Raw genomic sequence first — 22,913 nt, 5'->3', positions numbered from 1 at the left:
AGGTTCCGCTATTTTACAAAAAAGCAGTGATTTCGATGTGATTTTTCTTAAATAACGGAATCTATGTCCGCTAAACGTTTAAAATATGGGCATTTAATAAGAATAACGGATTCAGTGTCCGCTTAAGAGATATAACTGCTTATTAAAACAAAAAAAGGCCTGATTTTTTCAATCAAGACCTTAAAGGATGGATGAGCCATGAAGGACTCGAACCTTCGACCCTCTGATTAAAAGTCAGATGCTCTACCGACTGAGCTAATGGCTCGTAATATAGATTGTAGAAAAGATTTTATGCTTCTTTCCTAAGAACATCTACGTCGTCAAGCTTTCAGTATGCCTATTCAAGTAGCAGCTCAAGCTGTACGCTGATGTTTCGCTTCGTAGATTACTCGTGCGAGCTAATGGCTCGCATATCTATGCCTCTTTATTATGTACTAAAGTTCAATATATATGAATCAAAAAAGGGCAAAAAAAAATGGCTGGGCTAGCTGGATTCGAACCAACGAGTGACGGAGTCAAAGTCCGTTGCCTTACCGCTTGGCTATAGCCCATTGAAAAGAAAAAAGACATTTATATTATGTCCACAGTTTTAAAAAAATATAACTTTAAAATGGTGGAGGGGGACGGATTCGAACCGCCGAACCCGAAGGAGCGGATTTACAGTCCGCCGCGTTTAGCCACTTCGCTACCCCTCCGATAAGGAATGGTGCCGGCCAGAGGACTTGAACCCCCAACCTACTGATTACAAGTCAGTTGCTCTACCAATTGAGCTAGGCCGGCTTATTAAAAGATGTTAACTGCTGATAAATTATCGCAAATAATTGTCGTCCAGCTCTCAGAAAGCTTATCCAAGTAGCAACTCGAGCTATACGCTGAAGCGTCGCTTCGTAGCATATTCGATCGTGCTCTACCAATTGAGCTAGGCCGGCATTTTTTTTAAAATATGGTGGAGGATGACGGGATCGAACCGCCGACCCCCTGCTTGTAAGGCAGGTGCTCTCCCAGCTGAGCTAATCCTCCGAAATATATTAAAGTGGTGACCCGTACGGGATTCGAACCCGTGTTACCGCCGTGAAAGGGCGGTGTCTTAACCGCTTGACCAACGGGCCAATCTAGATGCTGTTTAGGTAAGCTTCCAACCGGGCTCGAACCGGTGACCTCTTCCTTACCATGGAAGTGCTCTACCTGCTGAGCTATGGAAGCAATGGCTCCGCAGGTAGGATTCGAACCTACGACCGATCGGTTAACAGCCGATAGCTCTACCACTGAGCTACTGCGGAATAATCTAAACCCGGCAACGTCCTACTCTTGCAGGGGGAGAGCCCCCAACTACCATCGGCGCTGAGAAGCTTAACTTCCGTGTTCGGGATGGGAACGGGTGTGACCTTCTCGCCATAATTACCGGATATTGTTTCTTTTGCTTCACTGCTTATAAGCAGTTCATTTCATTAAGACAAACTTAATTATAATGATTTTCAGCTAAATTTCAAGGGTTTTTTTAGAATTTCTTCATTTTATTCCCTCAAAACTAAATACTGCAGAAGAAGAAGTAAAACTGAGTTTCGCTTTTTTCAATCCAGCTCCAGCGCCTATCGGCTAGTGAATTTCTCCGTCTCCTCCCTACGATAAGTCAACATCAGTTCGTGAACTACCTCACTGTGTTTCCTTTATCTCGAGCCTGCGACTACGAAATTCATACGCCGATGAGCAAGGCGCTTCCACTTTATATTTTGGTTAAGTCCTCGATCGATTAGTATTCGTCAGCTCCATGTGTCGCCACACTTCCACCTCGAACCTATCAACCTGATCATCTTTCAGGGATCTTACTAGCTTGCGCTATGGGAAATCTCATCTTGAGGGGGGCTTCATGCTTAGATGCTTTCAGCACTTATCCCTTCCGCACATAGCTACCCAGCGATGCCTTTGGCAAGACAACTGGTACACCAGCGGTGCGTCCATCCCGGTCCTCTCGTACTAAGGACAGCTCCTCTCAAATTTCCTACGCCCACGACGGATAGGGACCGAACTGTCTCACGACGTTCTGAACCCAGCTCGCGTACCGCTTTAATGGGCGAACAGCCCAACCCTTGGGACCGACTACAGCCCCAGGATGCGATGAGCCGACATCGAGGTGCCAAACCTCCCCGTCGATGTGGACTCTTGGGGGAGATAAGCCTGTTATCCCCGGGGTAGCTTTTATCCGTTGAGCGATGGCCCTTCCATGCGGAACCACCGGATCACTAAGCCCGACTTTCGTCCCTGCTCGACTTGTAGGTCTCGCAGTCAAGCTCCCTTGTGCCTTTACACTCTACGAATGATTTCCAACCATTCTGAGGGAACCTTTGGGCGCCTCCGTTACTCTTTAGGAGGCGACCGCCCCAGTCAAACTGCCTGCCTGACACTGTCTCCCACCCCGATCAGGGGTGCGGGTTAGAATTTCAATACAGCCAGGGTAGTATCCCACCGACGCCTCCACCGAAGCTGGCGCTCCGGCTTCAAAGGCTCCTACCTATCCTGTACAAGCTGTACCAAAATTCAATATCAGGCTGCAGTAAAGCTCCACGGGGTCTTTCCGTCCTGTCGCGGGTAACCTGCATCTTCACAGGTACTATAATTTCACCGAGTCTCTCGTTGAGACAGTGCCCAGATCGTTACGCCTTTCGTGCGGGTCAGAACTTACCTGACAAGGAATTTCGCTACCTTAGGACCGTTATAGTTACGGCCGCCGTTTACTGGGGCTTCAATTCAGAGCTTCGCTTACGCTAACCCCTCCTCTTAACCTTCCAGCACCGGGCAGGCGTCAGCCCCTATACTTCGCCTTGCGGCTTCGCAGAGACCTGTGTTTTTGCTAAACAGTCGCCTGGGCCTATTCACTGCGGCTCTCTCGGGCTTGCACCCTACCAGAGCACCCCTTCTCCCGAAGTTACGGGGTCATTTTGCCGAGTTCCTTAACGAGAGTTCTCTCGCTCACCTTAGGATTCTCTCCTCGCCTACCTGTGTCGGTTTGCGGTACGGGCACCTTTCACCTCACTAGAGGATTTTCTTGGCAGTGTGGAATCAGGAACTTCGGTACTATATTTCCCTCGCTATCACAGCTCCGCCTTCACGGTTACGGGATTTGCCTCGTAACCAGCCTAACTGCTTAGACGCACATAACCAGCAGTGCGCTTACCCTATCCTCCTGCGTCCCCCCATCGTTCAAACGGTGAAGAGGTGGTACAGGAATATCAACCTGTTGTCCATCGCCTACGCCTTTCGGCCTCGGCTTAGGTCCCGACTAACCCTGAGCGGACGAGCCTTCCTCAGGAAACCTTAGGCATTCGGTGGAAGGGATTCTCACCCTTCTTTCGCTACTCATACCGGCATTCTCACTTCTAAGCGCTCCACTAGTCCTTCCGGTCTAGCTTCACCGCCCTTAGAACGCTCTCCTACCACGGACACCTGTCAGGTGTCCATCCACAGCTTCGGTGATACGTTTAGCCCCGGTACATTTTCGGCGCAGAGTCACTCGACCAGTGAGCTATTACGCACTCTTTAAATGGTGGCTGCTTCTAAGCCAACATCCTGGTTGTCTAAGCAACTCCACATCCTTTTCCACTTAACGTATACTTTGGGACCTTAGCTGGTGGTCTGGGCTGTTTCCCTTTTGACTACGGATCTTATCACTCGCAGTCTGACTCCCAAGCATAAGTATTTGGCATTCGGAGTTTGTCTGAATTCGGTAACCCGATGAGGGCCCCTAGTCCAAACAGTGCTCTACCTCCAATACTCTTCATCTTGAGGCTAGCCCTAAAGCTATTTCGGAGAGAACCAGCTATCTCCAAGTTCGATTGGAATTTCTCCGCTACCCACACCTCATCCCCGCACTTTTCAACGTGCGTGGGTTCGGGCCTCCAGTAAGTGTTACCTTACCTTCACCCTGGACATGGGTAGATCACCTGGTTTCGGGTCTACGACCTCATACTTATTCGCCCTATTCAGACTCGCTTTCGCTGCGGCTCCGCTTCATCAGCTTAACCTTGCATGAAATCGTAACTCGCCGGTTCATTCTACAAAAGGCACGCTATCACCCATTAACGGGCTCTAACTACTTGTAGGCACACGGTTTCAGGTTCTCTTTCACTCCCCTCCCGGGGTGCTTTTCACCTTTCCCTCACGGTACTGGTTCACTATCGGTCACTAGGGAGTATTTAGCCTTGGGAGATGGTCCTCCCTGCTTCCGACGGGATTTCACGTGTCCCGCCGTACTCAGGATCCACTCTGGAGGGAACGAAGTTTCAACTACAGGGTTGTTACCTTCTTTGACGGGCCTTTCCAGACCTCTTCATCTACTCCGTTCCTTTGTAACTCCGTATAGAGTGTCCTACAACCCCAAGAGGCAAGCCTCTTGGTTTGGGCTTCTTCCGTTTCGCTCGCCGCTACTCAGGAAATCGCGTTTGCTTTCTCTTCCTCCGGGTACTTAGATGTTTCAGTTCCCCGGGTCTGCCTTCATTACCCTATGTATTCAGGTAAAGATACTGCTCCATTACGAGCAGTGGGTTCCCCCATTCGGAAATCTCCGGATCAAAGCTTGCTTACAGCTCCCCGAAGCATATCGGTGTTAGTCCCGTCCTTCATCGGCTCCTAGTGCCAAGGCATCCACCGTGCGCCCTTACTAACTTAACCTATAAGGTTATTACTACTTTAAATTGGATTAAATCCATAAAGTGGCGATTCTCGGTTTTACTTGGTTTCTTCTATCAGTATCTAGTTTTCAAGGAACAAATTATCCTGGATGAATTGATCATCCAAAACTGAACAGAACTTAAAAACGTCTTCTTATAACCACGTAAGTGGTTTTCCATTATCCTTAGAAAGGAGGTGATCCAGCCGCACCTTCCGATACGGCTACCTTGTTACGACTTCACCCCAATCATCTGTCCCACCTTCGGCGGCTGGCTCCAAAAGGTTACCTCACCGACTTCGGGTGTTACAAACTCTCGTGGTGTGACGGGCGGTGTGTACAAGGCCCGGGAACGTATTCACCGCGGCATGCTGATCCGCGATTACTAGCGATTCCGGCTTCATGCAGGCGAGTTGCAGCCTGCAATCCGAACTGAGAATGGTTTTATGGGATTGGCTTAACCTCGCGGTCTCGCAGCCCTTTGTACCATCCATTGTAGCACGTGTGTAGCCCAGGTCATAAGGGGCATGATGATTTGACGTCATCCCCACCTTCCTCCGGTTTGTCACCGGCAGTCACCTTAGAGTGCCCAACTGAATGCTGGCAACTAAGGTCAAGGGTTGCGCTCGTTGCGGGACTTAACCCAACATCTCACGACACGAGCTGACGACAACCATGCACCACCTGTCACTCTGTCCCCCGAAGGGGAACGCCCTATCTCTAGGGTTGTCAGAGGATGTCAAGACCTGGTAAGGTTCTTCGCGTTGCTTCGAATTAAACCACATGCTCCACCGCTTGTGCGGGCCCCCGTCAATTCCTTTGAGTTTCAGCCTTGCGGCCGTACTCCCCAGGCGGAGTGCTTAATGCGTTAGCTGCAGCACTAAAGGGCGGAAACCCTCTAACACTTAGCACTCATCGTTTACGGCGTGGACTACCAGGGTATCTAATCCTGTTCGCTCCCCACGCTTTCGCGCCTCAGCGTCAGTTACAGACCAGAGAGTCGCCTTCGCCACTGGTGTTCCTCCACATCTCTACGCATTTCACCGCTACACGTGGAATTCCACTCTCCTCTTCTGCACTCAAGTCTCCCAGTTTCCAATGACCCTCCACGGTTGAGCCGTGGGCTTTCACATCAGACTTAAGAAACCGCCTGCGCGCGCTTTACGCCCAATAATTCCGGACAACGCTTGCCACCTACGTATTACCGCGGCTGCTGGCACGTAGTTAGCCGTGGCTTTCTGGTTAGGTACCGTCAAGGTACCGCCCTATTCGAACGATACTTGTTCTTCCCTAACAACAGAGTTTTACGATCCGAAAACCTTCATCACTCACGCGGCGTTGCTCCGTCAGACTTTCGTCCATTGCGGAAGATTCCCTACTGCTGCCTCCCGTAGGAGTCTGGGCCGTGTCTCAGTCCCAGTGTGGCCGATCACCCTCTCAGGTCGGCTACGCATCGTCGCCTTGGTGAGCCGTTACCTCACCAACTAGCTAATGCGCCGCGGGTCCATCTGTAAGTGATAGCCGAAGCCATCTTTCAATCTTTCCTCATGCGAGGAAAGAAGTTATCCGGTATTAGCCCCGGTTTCCCGGAGTTATCCCAGTCTTACAGGCAGGTTACCCACGTGTTACTCACCCGTCCGCCGCTAACTTTTAAAAGCAAGCTTTTAAAAGTCCGCTCGACTTGCATGTATTAGGCACGCCGCCAGCGTTCGTCCTGAGCCAGGATCAAACTCTCCAAAAAAGTGTTTGATATAGCTCATTATTTAAAACATTGACGTTTTGTTCTGTTCAGTTTTCAAAGATCAATATCCAACTGCTTAAAATCAGCAACTTTTATACTTTATCATTGTTGTGTTTTCTTGTCAACAACTTTTTTGTCGCCATCAGCGACATTTATTAATATACCAGGATTATTATTAACTGTCAACATATCTCTTGCATTTTTATCAATAAAAAAATAGTTTCTCTTATTTCATTACAAATATGTTGATAGATGCTTAATCAAATACTTCAATTATGTTTCAATTTATTAATGACTTTTTTGTTCCATGTAAAAAAGGGCCCTTTTAACACTTTCATTATCTACTCTAGTTTTTTATTTTTGTCGGTATAATGTAGTTTACACACTCACTATGCGGAGCAACCCTTGTAAAAAGGGAAAACAAAATTTTATACCTTTCCTTCATTGCTCTTTTCACAATGTGATCGATTCTTGAATCTTTTAAGTCATGTAGTATCTCGTCCATCTCTCTTTTCAATAAATATTGAATTTCTAGTTTTTCTTTTTCATGAATGATCAGACCGAGCATTCTGTCCACCCCTTCTTAGTAGTAAGTGTAGTTTTTTCCAAATTAACCAAAATTATAAGAAGAAAATCTTTTTGGACATATTTTTTATACAGGCAAGCATAAGATTCTTATAAAAGAACTTGTCTTATTTATGTATGGTCAAAAAAGAAATAGAAAACAAAAGGGGGATCGATATGAACTTTTTTATGGTATTAAATGGACGTAAAGTGAAGCAGCTCGTGTTCATTTTAGTAGTTTCCTTCTTTACAGCACTTTTTCTTTATTCTCAGTCTGCTGCTAATGTTTCGGTTTTCTCCACTAAAGAAGGACCAAAAGCTGTGTATAAAGGGGAAAAGGGAATTGCATTAACTTTTGATATTGGGTGGGGGGATGAAAAGGCCGCACCGATTATTGAGGCGTTAGATAAAAAAGGGGTAAAATCCGCTACATTTTTCCTATCGGGATCTTGGGCGGAAAGCCATCCGGATATTGTAGATAAAATTGTAAAACAAGGTTACGAAATAGGAAGCCTAGGCTACGCATACGAAGATTATACAGATCTCGAAACAAGTAAAATTAAAAGCGATATTTTAAAAGCGCAAGAAGTATTCAAAAAACTAAATATTAAGAATGTAAAAATTTTGCGATCCCCTACCGGACATTTTGATGAAAAAACTTTAAAAGTTGCTGAAAACCTAGGGTTAACGGTCGTTCATTGGAGTGTAAATTCGGATGATTGGAAGAATCCTGGGGTGGATAAGATTGTGAAGAACACGGCAAAGGCTAAAAATGGCGATATAGTTTTATTACATGCCTCCGATTCTGCACGGCAGACAGCAAAAGCAATACCTGCTATAGTAGATGAATTGTCTAAAAAGGGAAATTTTATTAAAGTATCCGATATGATCGCAAATGGAAAAGTGAAGACGACTCTTATTCAATAAAGTATCTTCCGAAAAAATACGATTATTAGGTATGATTACAATAGTGTTCAGTTACAGCGCCTATCGGCAAACGTATTTCTGCGGATAGGGACATCGGCTCCCGAAAAACTTCGCCGTGTTTCCTTTATCTCGCCTGTGACTACGAAATCCGTACGCCGATGAGCAAGGCGCTTCCACTTTTCTTATTCTCGTGGTTTTTTCCCTTTTTCTGCTTTTCGAGCTTCTATTCTCTGTCTTGCCTGTTCCCGCTCTGCCTCAGATCTTTTAAGATATTTCGGCAATATTAAAATTTGGTATGCATTACAAATGATTAAAGGATAAATCATAAGGAAAATCCAGCTTTTTTCGTTTACACGTAAAACTGGCACCCATTCCACTATCGTTACAACCACCATAAAAAATAATGCAGAGATAAATGTATTTTTATGAGACTGTTTCGCCTTTAAATACGCAATTATTAAACCAACAACTAAAATGAATACAGCGAGTGCAATATACGGCAAAATACTTTCGTTATTCTTAGCAAATTTTTCAAAACGGAAATACACTAAATCAAATAATGCGAATAGAATCAACACAACTTGTACAGGATTCCATAAAGAGCGGAAAATGCCGAGACCGAATTGATGAATGGTTAAGTATGCAAAATACCCAACCTGACTGATAACACTGAAAATGAAGCCAACCCCTACAAGCCAAACAAATGTGGAAAGAATACTGGATATATTAACATGAATAAAATACTCTTGAAATTCACTCCAGCGGATTACAAAGCCTAATATTCCGGTTGTTAATCCACCAACAATTAAAGTGGAAAAAAACAAGCGTACCCAATTTCGACTCGTCAATTGAGAAATCCTCCAATACCAAATTTATCATCCTTTTGATTTTACCAACCACGTTATAAAAAATCTAGAAATTCCTCTTCATATGCATAATTCTTTTGTAAAATCCCATATTAACATTAAAAGTCCAATCAAAGGTTCTTTTCTTAAACTTTTTTGCATTTTTATTGAAAATCTTATATCTTTCTTACTTTAAGAAAAGATGCCTGAAGTGTTTTATACGAAATACAAAATAATGACGACAACAGCCATTCAAATGAAAGGAGCTATTCTTATGAAAAAGATCGCTACATTGCTCCTAATTCCAATGATGATATTTCTGTTAGCTTCCTGTTCAGGTAGTGAAACAAAAGCAGGGCAAATGGATTACGATCAAACGAAAAAAATGATTGTCGATATATTGAAAACGGATGATGGTAAAAAAGCGATTCAAGATATCATGACTGATGATAAAATGAAAAACCAATTAATTATGGACCAAACAACTGTGAAGAATACCATTGAAAAAACGTTAGCGTCCGATAAAGGCAGCGAATTTTGGAAGAAGTCATTTAGTGATCCCCAATTTGCTAAGGCTTATGCAAAAGGCATGAAAAAGGAAAATGAAAATTTACTGAAGAGTTTAATGAAAGACCCTGATTATCAAAGCATGATGCTTTCCATCTTAAAAGATCCCGAATATCAAAAAGAAGTAATTGACTTGATGAAAAGTAAAGAGATGCGGAAACATTTTCAAAACACCATGATCGAAACATTCGACAGTCCATTGTTTAAAGCAAAGATGCAAACAATATTACTTAAAGCTGCTCAAGAAATGAATAATCAAAAAGGCGGACAGCAAAATCAAGGGCAGCAGCAAGGCGGAACATCGGGAGGCCAGCAGCAAGGCGGTTCATCAGGAGGAAGTTAATTAGTATGAATGTTAATATTATAGTAAAACCTGCTGCTGCGCAGCAGGTTTCTTTTATTTATCCAATAAGGTAATAACCTTTTTAGCAATGTCTTTATAAATAACACCTAATTTATGATCTTCTGCATAAATAGAAGGTGCAAAGTCCTCTTCATTCCAATCCGGCTGTTGTAGTGGAAGTTGTCCTAAAAGCTCGGTTTGCAGTTCTTCTGCAAGCCTTTGGCCACCGCCTTGTCCAAAAACATATTCCCGTTCACCCGTTACTTTGCTTTCAAAGTATGACATATTCTCAATCACACCAAGAATTTCATGTTCCGTTCTTAACGCCATAGCACCTGCACGTGCCGCTACAAAGGCTGCAGTTGGGTGTGGTGTTGTTACGATAATCTCTTTACAATGTGGAAGCATCGTATGAACATCAAGGGCTACATCACCAGTTCCCGGAGGTAGGTCTAGTAGTAAGTAATCTAATTCGTCCCATTCCACTTCGGTAAAGAAGTTATTAAGCATTTTCCCAAGCATTGGCCCACGCCAAATAACCGGTGCATTATCTTCCACAAAAAATCCCATCGAAATAACTTTTACACCAAATCTTTCGACTGGAATAATTCTTTCACCGCGAACAACAGGTCGTTGTGTTACACCCATCATATCCGGAACACTAAATCCATAAATATCAGCATCTACCAATCCAACTTTTTTTCCAAGTCTAGCAAGGGAAACAGCTAAATTGACGGAAACAGTAGATTTACCTACCCCGCCTTTACCACTGGCGATAGCAATGAAGGTAGTTTTGCTTTTTGGTGATAAAAGATTATTTCCCTGATCTTCTGGCTCAGACCCGCGAAATTGTTCCAGAACCTCATCCGAAAGCTGTGCAAAACGAATTCCTACCGTCTTTGCTCCTGCTCCTTTAAGTGTATTAACAATTAAAGTTTGTAATTGCAGCTGTTCACTTGTTCCTGTCTTGGCAACCGCAATCTTTACGCTAACATGTTCCTTTTCCTCTTTAATGTTTATTTCAAGAATACCATTTGTTTCTTCCAATGTTTTATGTAAAAAAGGATCTTTCATTACTTTTAATAAATCAAAGACTTGTTGCTCTGTTAACAATTTTGATACACCTTCCTTTTACCCATATTCTCTAATTCCACCCCAAGTATATCACAATTTAGGAGAAGGGAAGAAATTGAAGTATATGGGGAATAAATAGAAGGTAACCGGAGAACGATTACCCTCATTTTAAATCCTTTTCATTTGTAAAATATCTCATAATTCCATTATAAATAGATGCAGAGACCTTTTCCTGATATTTGTCTGATTTTAAATTTTGCCTTTCTTGCGCATTGGAGAGAAATCCGACCTCCACTAGTGCACCCGGTTTTTTGGAATTTTTCACAATATATACGTTTTGCAGCATTTTAGCTTGTCTATCTGTGTTTCCTAAATTTTTTATTAATTCATCCTGGATAAACTTCGCAACTCGTTTATTTTCAATGAGATGTGGGGAATAAAAGGTTTGAGCACCGCTCCATCTTGGTGATGGGATCGAATTTAAATGAATGCTTATATAAAGATCTGCATCAGAGTCATTAATCAACTCCAGCCTTTTCTTAAGGTCCACCACTTTTCTTCTACTATAGCCTCTTACATCAGATCCAGCTAAATCCTTGTCTGTTTCCCTTGTCATTAACACTAATGCGCCCTGTTCTTGCAGAAAATCCCGCAACTTTAGAGATATTTTTAAGGCTATTTCTTTTTCTAAGGCATCATCATCCCCTGCACCACCATCCGGCCCCCCATGACCAGGATCTAAATAGATTATTTTTCCAGAAAGGGGAAGATTCCATGAATCCCAGGTATCCTTTTGAAAAAATTGAAATTGAAAAAGCAGAAATAACAAAATGGCCCCAAAAATAAAACTAAACGTTTTTATCCTTCGCTTCATCTGATTCTTTCCCTTCCTTGTCTCTATTCAAAACATATGGGACAAGGAACATTTTTAGAACAGAAAAAAGGGGACAAAATGTCCCGATTTCATCGTTATGGAAGATGATGTTAGTGAAGCCTTAACTTTCTTCTTTGTTCACCTTTCTTAAATCCCTCCATCCACCATTTATCCACGAACTGTTCACATGCATAGTAGGTGGATTCTTGCATAAGGCTTTCATCTCCACATTTCCAATAGAGCCAAAAATTATAGAGTGTATCTGTTAAATGCTTTAATTCCTTTTCACAACGTAATTTTATATGTTCAACTGGCTCCCCGCCGTAACCTAAGCGGCTATACTGTCCACCTAATAAATAGGCTTCAATGGCAACATCGTAGCATCCTTCCTCTACACCTTGCTGAACCCAAATCCCGCCTTGTACTCTTTCAGAGCTAAACGAATTCTGTACACTTTTCTTTAAGCTTTCAATCGAAAGCTCCCGCAGCAGCTTCCGTTCATTTTTTATTTGTCTTTCTCGTCTTTTAGCTGATAAAGTTGTGATAACATTCATATCCCATCCTCCTACCGATATTTTTCAACGAATGTTATCTTCTAATACAGAAACAAGACACTAAAACTTTACCAATCAATACGAAAAGTGGAAGTGCTTTGCTCATCGACGTACTTCCTTTCGTGCTTCGACTGAGATAAAGGAAACCGTGCTGAGGCAGTTCAGGAGCTGAGGGACTTATCACAGTGAGTAGAACCGGAAGTCCGCCAGCCGATTATCCGGATGAAGCATGTGATTTCATGCGAACTTCGTAAGCGCGAAATATTCTTCCATAGAAATAGGCAAAACTTAATTGTAACCCGGAGGCTATGTAAAAAGGTAGGGAAAGTGAACCTAATCCAAATAGATAGCCTGATATATAAGGTCCGATTGAGGTTGGTAAGCGCATGGAAAGAATATTAACACTGGATGCAAACCCTCTCCTTCTATCACGGGTCAAACTTACACTCAACGCTTGCTGTGCCCCTTGTGTACCCCTATTTAAAGCAGTTCGAATCATATACACAAAGGAAACAAGTGCATATGAGGGGAGCAGAGGCATCAGAATTAAAAGGAAGCTTGCCATAAAACGTACCAACACAATGGAGCGAATATTCCCATGTTTATGCGATAATCTAGCCTGAAAAAGCGACATAATACCTGTCGCAAAAAAAGTAATGGCCAGTGTGCTTCCAATTTGCGTATTGCTTGCCCCAAATTTAGCCGCGAGCCAATAAGACATCATCGGCCCTGTCAAACCGATTGCCATTCCGTTAAGGATATTAATGGCAGCCAGCTTAAAAACCGCAGTATTCTCTTCACGCAGGATTTTCTTATCCTGTTTCTCTATACTTTCTTCCTTATGCCCTTTCTGTCTTTCGGGCTTTTCTTCCTTTACGGTTAGAATAATCGAAGAGGTAACTAGTGATAAAACGAAAACAAAGACAAAAATGGGTCGAAAGGTTAAGACTTCAGGAAGGTTTTTTTGCCACAAGGCTATAATTCCAGCGAGCACCGCACCAACAGCCATACCAAAAAAACTAAGAGAATTGTTCAAACTATACACTTTTCCACGCTCAGCTGGTGGAATAAATGTTGCTAGCCATGCATGCTCTGCAGGGGCGCATGGACTGGGCGAGCCGGCATCCGCTTTACCGAATCCGGAAAGGGTGATGGCAATAAACAACAACATAAAGTTCGTTGAAATAACTCCAATCAATGCACATGCCGCTATTAATAGTTCATAAAAAAGAATAAACGGCTTTCTGCCAACACGATCACTATAAATTCCTATACATGGTGCAAGTCCTACACCTAGCAACCCGCCAGCAGCAAGTACACCGCCAATCGCGGCAGTACTCCATCCCAATGTATCCAAATATAAAGTCAAATCCACCACCATCATTCCTTGACCTATACTCCGTAATGCATTCACTAACATAAGCCTGCGAGCCCCATGATGAATTTGTCCGGTAACCTTATTCTTTAAAAATGTCACTTCCATCACTTCTTTTCCATTTTTTGAACTTTATAAAGGGAATATTTGGCTTTATTTATGGTTCCTAACCTCATTGTCATTTATGCACAATAAAGAGAGACACTCTAATAAGAATCACAACAAGTATGTCTGGGCATATTATAAAAAGACATCACATGAGGCAAAATAAAGCAAAATGAAGGAAAATGCTGCCCGAAATAAAGCAGCAGGAGAGGGAAGTAAGCGATATGAAGAACCAACTTAACAAATGGAAGAAACTCATACAAAGTGTAAAACGTAATATTCATATCCTTTACCTGGCATATCGCCATCAGGATACACCATGGTATGCAAAAGCATTTTCTCTATTTATTGTTGCTTATGCACTAAGTCCAATTGATTTTATTCCAGATGTAATCCCGGTATTGGGGTATTTGGACGAGGCTATTTTGCTGCCATTGGGTATATTAGGTGCGTTCACCATGATTCCAAATCATGTACTGCAAGAATGTCGGGAAATTGCGGAGAAAGCCCCGAAAAGATTACGGAAAAATTGGGCTGCGGCCGTTGTTATTCTTCTTATTTGGATTAGTCTTGCTACCTCCATTCTGTTTAAATGGATTATTTAACCATTGCCTGAATTATTATGAAAATCGGACGAATTTTAGTGTAAACCGCTGGATTATAGTAAAATTTGGACGAATAAGTCCTAGTAGTCCTTTATAACTAAGTGGTTATTTGAAACAAAAAAGGTGCCAAGCTAATTTGGCACCAAAACCATTATTTTTTTAAAGCCTTTGGTTTGTCAGATAGGTATTTCCGATAAATCAATTGTGATGATATAGGTATTAATGACTTACTTTTTGTTTCCTGTATCGCTTCTTCAATCAAGTGATGCTTAGGTGCCCACCTGCATGCAGGATCTGTTGCATAAGCATCTCCCGTTAAAGCATAAGCTTGACAACGGCACCCCCCGCCATCCTCATGTCTAAGATCACATGAAAGGCAAGGTTCAGGCATCCATTCATCCCCGCGGAAACGATTAAAGGCTGCTGAGTCGTACCAAATACTTTTTAAAGACGAATAACGTATGTTTTCAAAGGATAAGGCTTTAATCATACCAGCAGTCGGGCAAGGAAGAGCAACTCCATCGGGGGCAACAGTAAGGCCAATGGCTCCCCATCCCCCCATACAGGGTTTTGGTGTCGAAGCATAATAATCAGGGATAACCCAAATGATTTCCATTTTCTTTTCAAGGCGTGCTTTTGCTTCATTATAGATTTCAGTTGCTCGTTCAATCTGCTCCTTGTTCGGTAACAGCCGCTCTCGATTGAGTAATGCCCAATTATAATACTGGGTGTTTGCTAGTTCTAAACGTTCCGCTCCCATTTCCTCCGCTAACTTAATAATCTCATCCAGATGATCGATATTCATCTGGTGCAGCACAACATTTAATGACAAATGCATCTCAGCTATTTTTACAGATTTTACTGCTTCTTTCTTCTTTTCAAAGGCCTTATACCCGCCAATGATATCCGAAAGCTTTGAATCGGCGGCTTGAAAACTTATTTGAACATTTACCAAACCTGCTTTTCTTAGACGAATAGCCTTTTCAGTCGTTAACCCAATACCGCTTGTAATGAGATTGGTGTACATCTCTAATGAATCCGCATGGCGGATTAAGTTCTCTAGGTCATCCCGTAAGAGCGGTTCACCACCTGAAAAGTGAACTTCTACTACTCCTAAATCTGCGGCCTCCGACAAAACACGGTGCCACTCCTCCGTAGAAAGCTCTGATTCCTGTAATGCCATTTCCAATGGGTTTGAACAATAGGGACAATGTAAAGGACAACGGTGAGTCAACTCCGCAAGCAGCGAATAAGGCGGCTCAATTGTATTACTTCTTTTTATCATGATAATCAACCACCACCCATCCTAAATCCACCATTTCCTGAAGAAAGTCAGAAATATCCTCCTCCATCGTTTTTAAATCCGGCAAGGCATCTGCTTCATCTTCCGTGCTTTCCTTAAGCGAATTTCTCATCCTTTCTACGAGTCCAGTCACCGTTTGACTTCCGTCACATAGAATAAGGATAGATGCGGCAGTTTCGTTCAAGACGACAACTTTTTCCGGTAACAAAAGGAGATGCTTCTCTCTCACCTTATCAAATTTTAGGCGTGCCTTTGCTGCGAGTTTTGGATAGCAATTTGCTAAAATATGCTCCACCACCAATCCTATATTCTTTTGGGCCCATTATGAGCCTTTCGATCAAGCATTAGGGGAAAAAGCTTTTTCGATGGCATCAAGCTGTACCCATAGTACATCACACTTAAAACGTAAAGCGGCAACTGCCCGTTGTTGAGCTTCCGGTGTTTGGCAATACGTTAAAACAAGCCTAAGCGCAGTGTCTGAGTCACGTGGCGCTTGGGTTAAACGATTTTGAAAATACTCTAGTCCGCTGCTATCAATCCACGGATATTGCTGTTCCAGTACTTTAATTCGCTTTGAGATTAAATCCGGTGAAAATAATTCTGTTAATGAGGAGGCAACCGCTTCAATCCATGGTTTTGTCCGTGCAAAGTTTACATAAGCGTCAACGGCAAAGCGAACGCCCGGAACAACATGCTTCTCGTTCAATACGTTTTCACGGGATAACCCCACAGCTTCTCCTAGCCTAAGCCATGCCTCAATACCGCCATCTTCTCCATGCGTTCCGTCATGGTCGATAATTCGGCCAATCCAGTCACGTCTCAGCTCCAATGACGGCAAATTCGACAGGATGGCGGCATCTTTAATCGGAACAGATTTCTGATAGTAATACCGGTTAGCTACCCAGCCACGAATCTGTTCACGACTTAATTCACCTTGGTGCATTTTCACATGAAAAGGGTGTTTATCATGATAATAAGAACGCCCCACATTCTTTAAACGTTCTGTAAATTCATCTGCGGTCCATAACACTTTTCTTTCTTGTTCTGGTTTCTTTTCGTGATTGACGAAACCTCCTTTTTCAAGCATGATTACACCTCCACTTCCATTCCATCAAAGGCAACCTCAAATCCAAGTCTTTCTAAAGTAATCCTTTCCCTGGAGCCCATTTTTAATATTGGGTTGCTATTGTTAATGTGTATTAGAATTTTTCGCTCTGCCGGAAATGTCGCTAACTTTTCCGCTGTTCCCCCTCCTCCGCCAATTGGCAAGTGTCCCATATTTCTTGCATCACGCATCGTTGCACCCATCTCTACCAATTCATCCTCTGACCAAAACGTACCATCAACCATTAAAATATCCGCTTTCTTTAAGCTTGCTTCTATAACAGGCGTAATCTCTTCCAACGTAGGAAAATACGCAAGGCATTTGCCGGATTTTTCATTATGAAGAATTAACCCGACCTCCCAAATATCATCCTTATTTGACTTCGTATAAAGCGGTGGCTTTCTGGAAACAGGAACTGTCTCGACGATCATTGTTTCTTCTGCTGTCCCTATCCTATGTGGAAATTCAGGGGAAAGAGATTCCCACTCCCATGAGCAATAGTTTTCCAGCATCGGAAACACTGGAAAGGTGGAATGTAAAGTCTTTCGTACCATTTCCGTTCCATAAATGCTCAAGCAAGAGCCTTCCCGCAGGGACAATAATCCGATTGTATGATCAAGCTCGGCATCCGTTAAAATAACACCGGCTAAAGGAGTTTCTCTTATTCCAGGTCCTGCATGCAGCGCAGGGAATGACTCGATTTGTTGATGAACGTCTGGCCCGGCATTTATTAGGTACCAATCCTTTTCATTCGCACTCACTGCAAGTGAAGATTGTAATAACGGGTGAAATGCATCGTTTTCTTTCCGAACCTCGCGACAGTTTTCACAAGCACAGTTCCACTGTGGAAATCCTCCACCTGCTGCTGAACCTAAAACTCTAATTCGAATTTGGCTTCAGTCCTTTCTCCGGCGAGTCAAGAACTTCATTTTTACTAACATCCCGCGATTTTCCCACTAATCTTCCAACCTGCCATCCAATCACTATATTGGACAAAGCCATGAGGGAAAATAATAGATAGTCGCCAATTGGCTCAGGCGTCAGAAGATCAACACCTAACCACACTCCTGTTGTGGCAGCTCCAATAATCGCGCCTAACAATGACTTTAAGTAACGATTCATTCTATTTGCACCACCTCTTGTATTTGTTGAACCCCATTAGAAGTCGCGAAAGCCCATACTATTTACCAACATATGCATACATCGTCACCTCAGAAGACGTATTTATCACTTTGTATTCAGGCTTCTTCCACATGTTAGTCACCACCTTTCATGACACCAACATTTGTGAAAATGGTCTTAAAGTGTGTCTGATTTTCTCTTTCAAATTAATCTTATGTCGTTCGATTCCCCGAAATAACCAGAATTTTGACTGGAAGTTGTCCAAAAGTGTACGGCTATTTGCAATTTATTACAAAAAGGGACAAGAAGAGATGAGACACTTGTCACTGAAAATAACGTAAAATCGAGTAGGAGGAGGTGACTAACCCCCGACCTCTCACACCACCGTACGTACGGTTCCGTATACGGCGGTTCCATTTATGTCTGACGTAGTTGAGAATATCTCACATAAAGACTCTTCAGCCCTCGCATCTCCCAATAGGAGTTTGTGAGGGTTTTCTGTAGGATTGGGCTTCTGGCTATTCTCCAATATTTCTTTCTAGAGTTTCCCCATTCGTATGCCTTCTCTTTTGGAATCCCTAATCCAATGAGTTTTCTTACTTTGGTTTTTGGTTTCTTCCATTCTTTCCATTGGCACATTCTGAGACGCCTTCTAATCCATTCGTCTAATTCTTTGAAAATAGTGGGTGTATCTGCTAATGCATAATATCCGCACCAGCCAATCAAATATTGATTCAGCTTCTCTATTCTATAATCCATTGGAATTGGTTTTGACCTTGAAGTTAATTCTCGTATCCGTTTCTTGACACGTTGAATACTTTGGTTTGACATCCGCACCTTCGGTTTCTTATGAAATGTGAAGCTAAAACCTAAAAACTTTCTTTTCCAAGGTCTGTCTACAGCTGACTTTTCTCGATTCACCTTTAGTTTTAGAGTAAATTCAATGAAAGTAGTAATCGAGTCCATTACTCGCTCTCCGGCTCTTCTCGATTTTACGTAGATATTACAATCATCTGCGTATCGGACAAACTTGTGCCCTCTCTTTTCTAACTCTTTGTCTAGTTCATCTAGAACGATATTGGAGAGTAAAGGACTTAATGGTCCACCTTGGGGCGTACCCTCCTCGGATTTCGTTATGACTCCATTAATCATAATGCCAGACTGTAGATACTTCCGAATTAGTGATAGGAGCGTTCTGTCTTGAATCCTTTTGGATAGAGTCCGCATTAATCTATCATGATTGACTTTATCAAAGAATTTCTCCAAGTCCATGTCGACTACCCATCGGTATCCCTCTTCGATATATTTCTTCGCTTGTCTAACACCGTCATGACCTCGTTTGTTTGGTCGAAAACCATAGCTCTGTGTTGAAAAAGTCGGGTCGAAGATAGGGGTTAAAATCTGAGTAATCGCCTGTTGGATGAAACGGTCTGTCACGGTTGGGATACCTAATAACCTTACTCCACCGTTCGGTTTTGGGATTTCAACCCGACGGACAGGAGAAGGTTGATAAGTACCCTCCATTAAGGATGTTTTAAGTGTATCCCACGTTTCGAGAATATGTCTTCGTAGGTCTTTTACGGACATATTGTCTACTCCATGACTTCCTTTGTTCTTTTCTACTCGCTTTAATGCCAATAAAAGATTTTCCCGTGACAGCATTCGTTCCATTAACATTGAGATTTATCCTTTCTACGTGAACAATACATTCTCATTAAGTGGGTTCTTTACTAAGCCCTCCCGAAGTCCCCCATGGAATTCACCATTTCTTCCTTTCAGGTAGGTTCCGTAAGAATTTTCTGCTTTCATACATAAAGAACCGTTTGCCGAGTGTTTGTTCTCCTAAAATGGTTCAGTCCTTCCTTGATTCTCTCGAGCAAACCAAGTACTACGACTTCGGCTGACTTCTGATTGTTCAGCTATCCATTACTAGATAGGTTACCAAGTGTACTTGGCGTATCAACCAGACCTCCCCGGGTAAGAGTGCAATCTTTCCTTCCATCTATCTGCTTCATTTACTTTGTATCACCTTCGGCAGAAAGGACTTTGTTTTGTATTGCAAACTCATCCAATGATACCTAGCCTTGTATGAAGTTCGTGTTCCTCAGACCGGAAGTTTGCCGCTCGCTTCCTTCAGATTCCGCGTCACCACGGACACCCTTGCGTTAAGCTAACTGCTACTTCTGCCTTCACAGTTCGGGACTTTCACCCTAGAGACTACACCCATGCCGGGCGCACAATAAAACAACCTGAGTCTTATTGAAACTCAGGTTGTTTACATTACAGTATCCACTTTAAAACATCATTAACTCAGAACGGTTATTTCTTTTGAGACAACCATCTTGCCAACGTTTTCGCATCGTCTCCTGTTGCCATACCAGCAGGCATGCGGCCGCCTCCGTTTATTATCTGATTTAATATATCTTGTTCAGACATTTTACTTCCGATATGCGTTAGGTCAGGACCGACGCCTCCACCAAGATTTTGTCCATGACAGGAAGCACAGCTCTTTTTGTAAATTGCTGGTGCCTCAGTATTACCAGGCTGCTTCTTGCCTTTTTCTTTATTACCGCTACTTCCATCATTGGCATTATCATTTTTACCCGATTCTTCTTTTCCTTGTTCAGGAATAAGTGACTTCTTGCCGCCGAGTCCGTAGGTAACAACCTTGGTGCCCGTAACAAAGGTAACGAATTGTTTACCGTTATCCATATAGATCGCTGGTGCCATCATAACCTGTTGTCCACCGGTTTTTGCGTTCCATAATTTCTTTCCAGTTTTGATATCCATAGCACTAACGGTTCCATCCAACTCTCCGTAAAAAGCAAGTCCGGTAGTCGTACTCGTAAAACCTCCACGCATTGGTTGTTTTGTTTTATTCTGATAAACTTTTTTACCGGTATTCAAATCGATTGCTGTAATGGTACCGGATGACTCCGTACCTTTAGGGCTGGGAAGAACTTCTGTCCCTGGGAATAAACCATTTTTTTGCTCCACTTCTTTTTCATCTTTAGCGGCAACAGCTAAAGATGGCATATTAATTCCAGGAATTAAAACATAATTAGTTCCAGGATCATACGTTTCTGTACCATAATTTTGTCCACCTTCCACCCCTGGCCATTGGAGTACAGCTTTGCTTTTATCCGTTGGTGCCGGCGTATGCTTGATTTTAACAAATGGAACTCCGTCGTAAATGGTATTTCCTGATTTAGCATCCCAAGCAAACCATTTTCCGTTTTTTCCCCCATGAACAACGACTTTTTTCTTTTTGCCTCCCACTGTGGCATTGAGAACCATTGGAGTGGAAGCTGCATCATAATCCCAAACATCATGGCCGACTTCTGATTTTGCCCAAACCAATTTTCCTGTTTTACTATCAAGAGCAACAACCGAGTCAGTGTGTGGATTGTTGCCAGGGCGAATGTCTCCAAAATAGTCAGGAGCTGGATTTCCTACACCGAAATACATCATATCCGTATCCGGATCAAAAGCCATTGGGTTCCATACGGCTCCACCGCCTGTATATTTACCCTTCACCCAATCTTTCCCTTTTTCAGGGATCGTCCAAAATGGCGCGTCCCAAGCAGGTGATAAATCGCTTGCTTTAAAAGCCATAACAAAGCCTCGAATTCCGTTATCACCACCGCTGCTTCCTACATAAATATTTCCTTTGTAGTACATAGGAGCTGAGGTTTCATAATACCTATTTTCAAGAGTGACTCCCTTCATATCCTTAACATCCCAAAAGTTAACCATTTTTTCCATTTTACCAGTTTTCGCATCAAGCTTAATTAAACGATTATCTGCCATAAGTACAAATACTTTGCCCTCCGCAACAGCTACACCGCGGCTGGCAACAATTTCTAAAAGACTTAAATCTGCATGGTCCAGATGGTTTTGTACCTCTTTTGGCGGCGTCCATTCCCATATTTTTTTCCCATTTGAAGCATCCATTGCAAATACTTTGTTTAATGATGTCGTTACATACATGACACCATCTTTAACAACTGGGTAGTCCTCCGAGGCATTGGGTGCTTTTTTATCCCAACCTGCCAAATCTGACTGCCAAACAACGCCTAACTTATTCACATTGTCTTTAGTAATTTTGTCATAAGGAACATGTCTAGTTTGTTGAAGATCATAACCCCAGTTGGGAAATCCCGTTTCCTTCGTTGCTTTGGCTGGTTGATTCGCATTATTAGCATTATTTTTCTGCTTATTTCCTTGATTCGTTGCACAGCCAGCAATCACGAATACCGCGAGCAAAGCAATACTTACCGCTTTTAAATAGCGCTTCAAGAAAAGTCCTCCTATTCTGCAGAATCTAGAGTGGTCAAATGCTTTAAATTTTTCCCTGTTACAGAAAGACTCCTATGTTGTGAGACCTACCTCTTTTTCTAGATTGAGTAAAACAGACCTTAATTATGCAAAAGAAAAAGTAAATAGAGAAAAAGGATATGGAAGACTGTCCTTTTTGCAGAAAAATCATGTTCAGAGTGATAGAGAGGAATATTTCCTAAAAGTGGAGACAATCTAAAATCGAAGGTGACATAAAGCGTAGACATTCTAATTTTTTTACAAACGCAAAGACTTTCTTGTCAGGTTTTATGTACACATACATAAACAATAATAGGATGGTGGTTTCAATTGAAGACTTTCACAAAGATAACGAATTGTTTTGGAGTGTTTGTTTTAACCATTTGCTTACTTGTTGGGTCGACAATCGCCTCTTCCCAAAATTCGAAGGCGGAATCGATTCTTGGATCGACAGAAGATAATGGTATTAAGCTTACACTTCATAGCTATGAAATTCAAAACTATGGCCAAGAAATGATAGTAAATTACACTATTCAAGCGTCAACAGGTTCACTTACGAATGAGGATGGGATGGCACTTATAAAAGACCTGGACTTTTCGATTGGAAGCAGAGTAGTAAAAGGAAAAGATGCTTGGCATAAAAAAATTGGCAATCAAAAATACCAAGGCGTCATGAAGGTTGACCTGCCACAATACAGACCCGCTACCTCTAATGTAATATTCAATACTGACTCTATTTCTAACCAAAAGGGAAAGTGGACTATTAACTTCCAAATACAAAAATAAAGATTATTTCAAATGATAAAAGCCTTAGACTTAGTCTAGGGCT

General features: G+C 42.5%; 18 protein-coding genes, 8 tRNA genes and 3 rRNA genes. 4 read left to right on the top strand and 25 right to left on the bottom strand.

Going from position 1 to position 22,913, the window contains the following annotated elements; genetic code table 11:
• Positions 1-192 precede the first annotated feature (192 nt).
• The 12 genes from NSQ59_RS01030 to NSQ59_RS00975 all read right to left on the bottom strand — a co-directional run bounded on the left by NSQ59_RS01030 (position 193) and on the right by NSQ59_RS00975 (position 6,972).
• Positions 193-265 (bottom strand) — tRNA-Lys (locus NSQ59_RS01030).
• A gap of 211 nt (positions 266-476) precedes the next feature.
• A tRNA-Gln gene (locus tag NSQ59_RS01025) sits at positions 477-551 on the bottom strand.
• Positions 552-611: 60 nt separating this feature from the next.
• A tRNA-Tyr gene (locus tag NSQ59_RS01020) sits at positions 612-695 on the bottom strand.
• Between the two features lie 9 nt (positions 696-704).
• Positions 705-780 (bottom strand) — tRNA-Thr (locus NSQ59_RS01015).
• 164 nt (positions 781-944) lie between these two features.
• Positions 945-1,020: transfer RNA gene (locus NSQ59_RS01010), tRNA-Val, on the bottom strand.
• A 14-nt stretch (positions 1,021-1,034) separates the two neighbouring features.
• Positions 1,035-1,109 (bottom strand) — tRNA-Glu (locus NSQ59_RS01005).
• 21 nt (positions 1,110-1,130) lie between these two features.
• Positions 1,131-1,203 (bottom strand) — tRNA-Thr (locus NSQ59_RS01000).
• Between the two features lie 2 nt (positions 1,204-1,205).
• Positions 1,206-1,280, bottom strand: a tRNA-Asn gene (locus tag NSQ59_RS00995).
• 9 nt (positions 1,281-1,289) lie between these two features.
• Positions 1,290-1,406: ribosomal RNA gene (gene rrf, locus NSQ59_RS00990) — 5S ribosomal RNA — on the bottom strand.
• A gap of 324 nt (positions 1,407-1,730) precedes the next feature.
• Positions 1,731-4,665, bottom strand: a 23S ribosomal RNA gene (locus tag NSQ59_RS00985).
• Positions 4,666-4,853: 188 nt separating this feature from the next.
• A 16S ribosomal RNA gene (locus NSQ59_RS00980) occupies positions 4,854-6,404 on the bottom strand.
• Together the 16S, 23S and 5S rRNA genes with 8 tRNA genes alongside form the textbook arrangement of a ribosomal RNA operon.
• Positions 6,405-6,750: 346 nt before the next feature.
• Complete coding sequence (locus NSQ59_RS00975; RefSeq protein ID WP_055737847.1) at positions 6,751-6,972, bottom strand: hypothetical protein; 222 nt, start codon at positions 6,970-6,972, stop codon at positions 6,751-6,753.
• A 173-nt stretch (positions 6,973-7,145) separates the two neighbouring features.
• On the opposite strand from NSQ59_RS00975, the gene pdaB reads away from it, so the two are divergent.
• Positions 7,146-7,895: a polysaccharide deacetylase family sporulation protein PdaB gene (gene pdaB / locus NSQ59_RS00970; protein WP_055737846.1), complete on the top strand. Its 750-nt coding sequence runs from the start codon at positions 7,146-7,148 to the stop codon at positions 7,893-7,895.
• 182 nt (positions 7,896-8,077) lie between these two features.
• Here the strand turns inward: pdaB and NSQ59_RS00965 are convergent, their stop codons facing one another.
• Positions 8,078-8,743 carry a KinB-signaling pathway activation protein gene (locus NSQ59_RS00965; RefSeq protein ID WP_055737845.1) on the bottom strand — a complete coding sequence of 222 codons (666 nt, stop codon included), beginning with the start codon at positions 8,741-8,743 and terminating at the stop codon, positions 8,078-8,080.
• A 271-nt stretch (positions 8,744-9,014) separates the two neighbouring features.
• Between NSQ59_RS00965 and gerD the strand changes: the two genes are divergently transcribed.
• The gene (gene gerD, locus NSQ59_RS00960) at positions 9,015-9,650 is read left to right on the top strand and encodes a spore germination lipoprotein GerD (protein WP_055737844.1); all 636 of its coding nucleotides are present in this window, start codon (positions 9,015-9,017) and stop codon (positions 9,648-9,650) included.
• 54 nt (positions 9,651-9,704) lie between these two features.
• Here the strand turns inward: gerD and NSQ59_RS00955 are convergent, their stop codons facing one another.
• The 4 genes from NSQ59_RS00955 to NSQ59_RS00940 all read right to left on the bottom strand — a co-directional run bounded on the left by NSQ59_RS00955 (position 9,705) and on the right by NSQ59_RS00940 (position 13,635).
• Positions 9,705-10,763: an Mrp/NBP35 family ATP-binding protein gene (locus NSQ59_RS00955; protein WP_055737843.1), complete on the bottom strand. Its 1,059-nt coding sequence runs from the start codon at positions 10,761-10,763 to the stop codon at positions 9,705-9,707.
• A gap of 124 nt (positions 10,764-10,887) precedes the next feature.
• Positions 10,888-11,598: an N-acetylmuramoyl-L-alanine amidase CwlD gene (gene cwlD / locus NSQ59_RS00950; protein ID WP_055737842.1), complete on the bottom strand. Its 711-nt coding sequence runs from the start codon at positions 11,596-11,598 to the stop codon at positions 10,888-10,890.
• 110 nt (positions 11,599-11,708) lie between these two features.
• Positions 11,709-12,152: a YbaK family protein gene (locus NSQ59_RS00945; protein ID WP_340828631.1), complete on the bottom strand. Its 444-nt coding sequence runs from the start codon at positions 12,150-12,152 to the stop codon at positions 11,709-11,711.
• Positions 12,153-12,366: 214 nt separating this feature from the next.
• Positions 12,367-13,635: an MFS transporter gene (locus tag NSQ59_RS00940; protein ID WP_055737840.1), complete on the bottom strand. Its 1,269-nt coding sequence runs from the start codon at positions 13,633-13,635 to the stop codon at positions 12,367-12,369.
• Between the two features lie 221 nt (positions 13,636-13,856).
• On the opposite strand from NSQ59_RS00940, the gene NSQ59_RS00935 reads away from it, so the two are divergent.
• The gene (locus tag NSQ59_RS00935) at positions 13,857-14,237 is read left to right on the top strand and encodes a YkvA family protein (protein WP_055737839.1); all 381 of its coding nucleotides are present in this window, start codon (positions 13,857-13,859) and stop codon (positions 14,235-14,237) included.
• 151 nt (positions 14,238-14,388) lie between these two features.
• On the opposite strand, the gene pqqE is transcribed toward NSQ59_RS00935, so the two are convergent.
• From pqqE to NSQ59_RS00900, 8 genes are all read right to left on the bottom strand, one after another.
• Positions 14,389-15,522, bottom strand: a complete 1,134-nt coding sequence (pqqE, locus tag NSQ59_RS00930) for a pyrroloquinoline quinone biosynthesis protein PqqE (protein WP_340828628.1) — start codon at positions 15,520-15,522, stop codon at positions 14,389-14,391.
• Positions 15,506-15,835, bottom strand: a complete 330-nt coding sequence (gene pqqD, locus NSQ59_RS00925; protein WP_055737837.1) for a pyrroloquinoline quinone biosynthesis peptide chaperone PqqD — start codon at positions 15,833-15,835, stop codon at positions 15,506-15,508. Before pqqD ends, pqqE begins: the two co-directional genes overlap by 17 nt.
• Before the next feature lie 42 nt (positions 15,836-15,877).
• Complete coding sequence (gene pqqC / locus NSQ59_RS00920) at positions 15,878-16,627, bottom strand: pyrroloquinoline-quinone synthase PqqC (RefSeq protein WP_126649846.1); 750 nt, start codon at positions 16,625-16,627, stop codon at positions 15,878-15,880.
• Positions 16,628-16,629: 2 nt separating this feature from the next.
• Complete coding sequence (gene pqqB, locus NSQ59_RS00915) at positions 16,630-17,529, bottom strand: pyrroloquinoline quinone biosynthesis protein PqqB (protein WP_340833114.1); 900 nt, start codon at positions 17,527-17,529, stop codon at positions 16,630-16,632.
• A complete protein-coding gene (locus tag NSQ59_RS00910) occupies positions 17,525-17,767 on the bottom strand; it encodes a hypothetical protein (protein ID WP_055737835.1) in 243 nt (80 codons plus the stop codon). Before NSQ59_RS00910 ends, pqqB begins: the two co-directional genes overlap by 5 nt.
• Positions 17,768-17,825: 58 nt before the next feature.
• Positions 17,826-17,900: a pyrroloquinoline quinone precursor peptide PqqA gene (gene pqqA / locus NSQ59_RS27855; protein ID WP_152982403.1), complete on the bottom strand. Its 75-nt coding sequence runs from the start codon at positions 17,898-17,900 to the stop codon at positions 17,826-17,828.
• 284 nt (positions 17,901-18,184) lie between these two features.
• Positions 18,185-19,444: a group II intron reverse transcriptase/maturase gene (gene ltrA, locus NSQ59_RS00905; protein ID WP_055737770.1), complete on the bottom strand. Its 1,260-nt coding sequence runs from the start codon at positions 19,442-19,444 to the stop codon at positions 18,185-18,187.
• Between the two features lie 642 nt (positions 19,445-20,086).
• Positions 20,087-22,066, bottom strand: coding sequence for an outer membrane protein assembly factor BamB family protein (locus tag NSQ59_RS00900; RefSeq protein ID WP_340828621.1), 1,980 nt, complete (start codon positions 22,064-22,066; stop codon positions 20,087-20,089).
• A 348-nt stretch (positions 22,067-22,414) separates the two neighbouring features.
• Between NSQ59_RS00900 and NSQ59_RS00895 the strand changes: the two genes are divergently transcribed.
• The gene (locus tag NSQ59_RS00895) at positions 22,415-22,870 is read left to right on the top strand and encodes a hypothetical protein (protein WP_055737833.1); all 456 of its coding nucleotides are present in this window, start codon (positions 22,415-22,417) and stop codon (positions 22,868-22,870) included.
• Positions 22,871-22,913 lie beyond the last annotated feature (43 nt).

The sequence above is a fragment of the Margalitia sp. FSL K6-0131 genome, from assembly GCF_038008735.1.
In the GTDB taxonomy this organism is placed as follows: Bacteria; Bacillota; Bacilli; order Bacillales; family Bacillaceae_C; genus Margalitia; species Margalitia shackletonii.
Note: the sequence above shows the minus strand (reverse complement) of the source record. Positions and strands in the feature narration are given on the sequence as shown.

Bases quoted from the DNA above. Each gene is read 5' to 3' on its own strand.
- NSQ59_RS00935 (WP_055737839.1), top strand. From the start codon at position 13,857: ATGAAGAACCAACTTAACAAATGGAAGAAACTCATACAAAGTGTAAAA.
- ltrA (WP_055737770.1), bottom strand. From the start codon at position 19,444: ATGTTAATGGAACGAATGCTGTCACGGGAAAATCTTTTATTGGCATTA.
- cwlD (WP_055737842.1), bottom strand. From the start codon at position 11,598: ATGAAGCGAAGGATAAAAACGTTTAGTTTTATTTTTGGGGCCATTTTG.
- NSQ59_RS00910 (WP_055737835.1), bottom strand. From the start codon at position 17,767: ATGAATCGTTACTTAAAGTCATTGTTAGGCGCGATTATTGGAGCTGCC.
- gerD (WP_055737844.1), top strand. From the start codon at position 9,015: ATGAAAAAGATCGCTACATTGCTCCTAATTCCAATGATGATATTTCTG.
- pdaB (WP_055737846.1), top strand. From the start codon at position 7,146: ATGAACTTTTTTATGGTATTAAATGGACGTAAAGTGAAGCAGCTCGTG.
- pqqC (WP_126649846.1), bottom strand. From the start codon at position 16,627: ATGCTTGAAAAAGGAGGTTTCGTCAATCACGAAAAGAAACCAGAACAA.
- pqqE (WP_340828628.1), bottom strand. From the start codon at position 15,522: ATGATAAAAAGAAGTAATACAATTGAGCCGCCTTATTCGCTGCTTGCG.
- NSQ59_RS00945 (WP_340828631.1), bottom strand. From the start codon at position 12,152: ATGAATGTTATCACAACTTTATCAGCTAAAAGACGAGAAAGACAAATA.
- NSQ59_RS00940 (WP_055737840.1), bottom strand. From the start codon at position 13,635: ATGGAAGTGACATTTTTAAAGAATAAGGTTACCGGACAAATTCATCAT.
- NSQ59_RS00975 (WP_055737847.1), bottom strand. From the start codon at position 6,972: ATGCTCGGTCTGATCATTCATGAAAAAGAAAAACTAGAAATTCAATAT.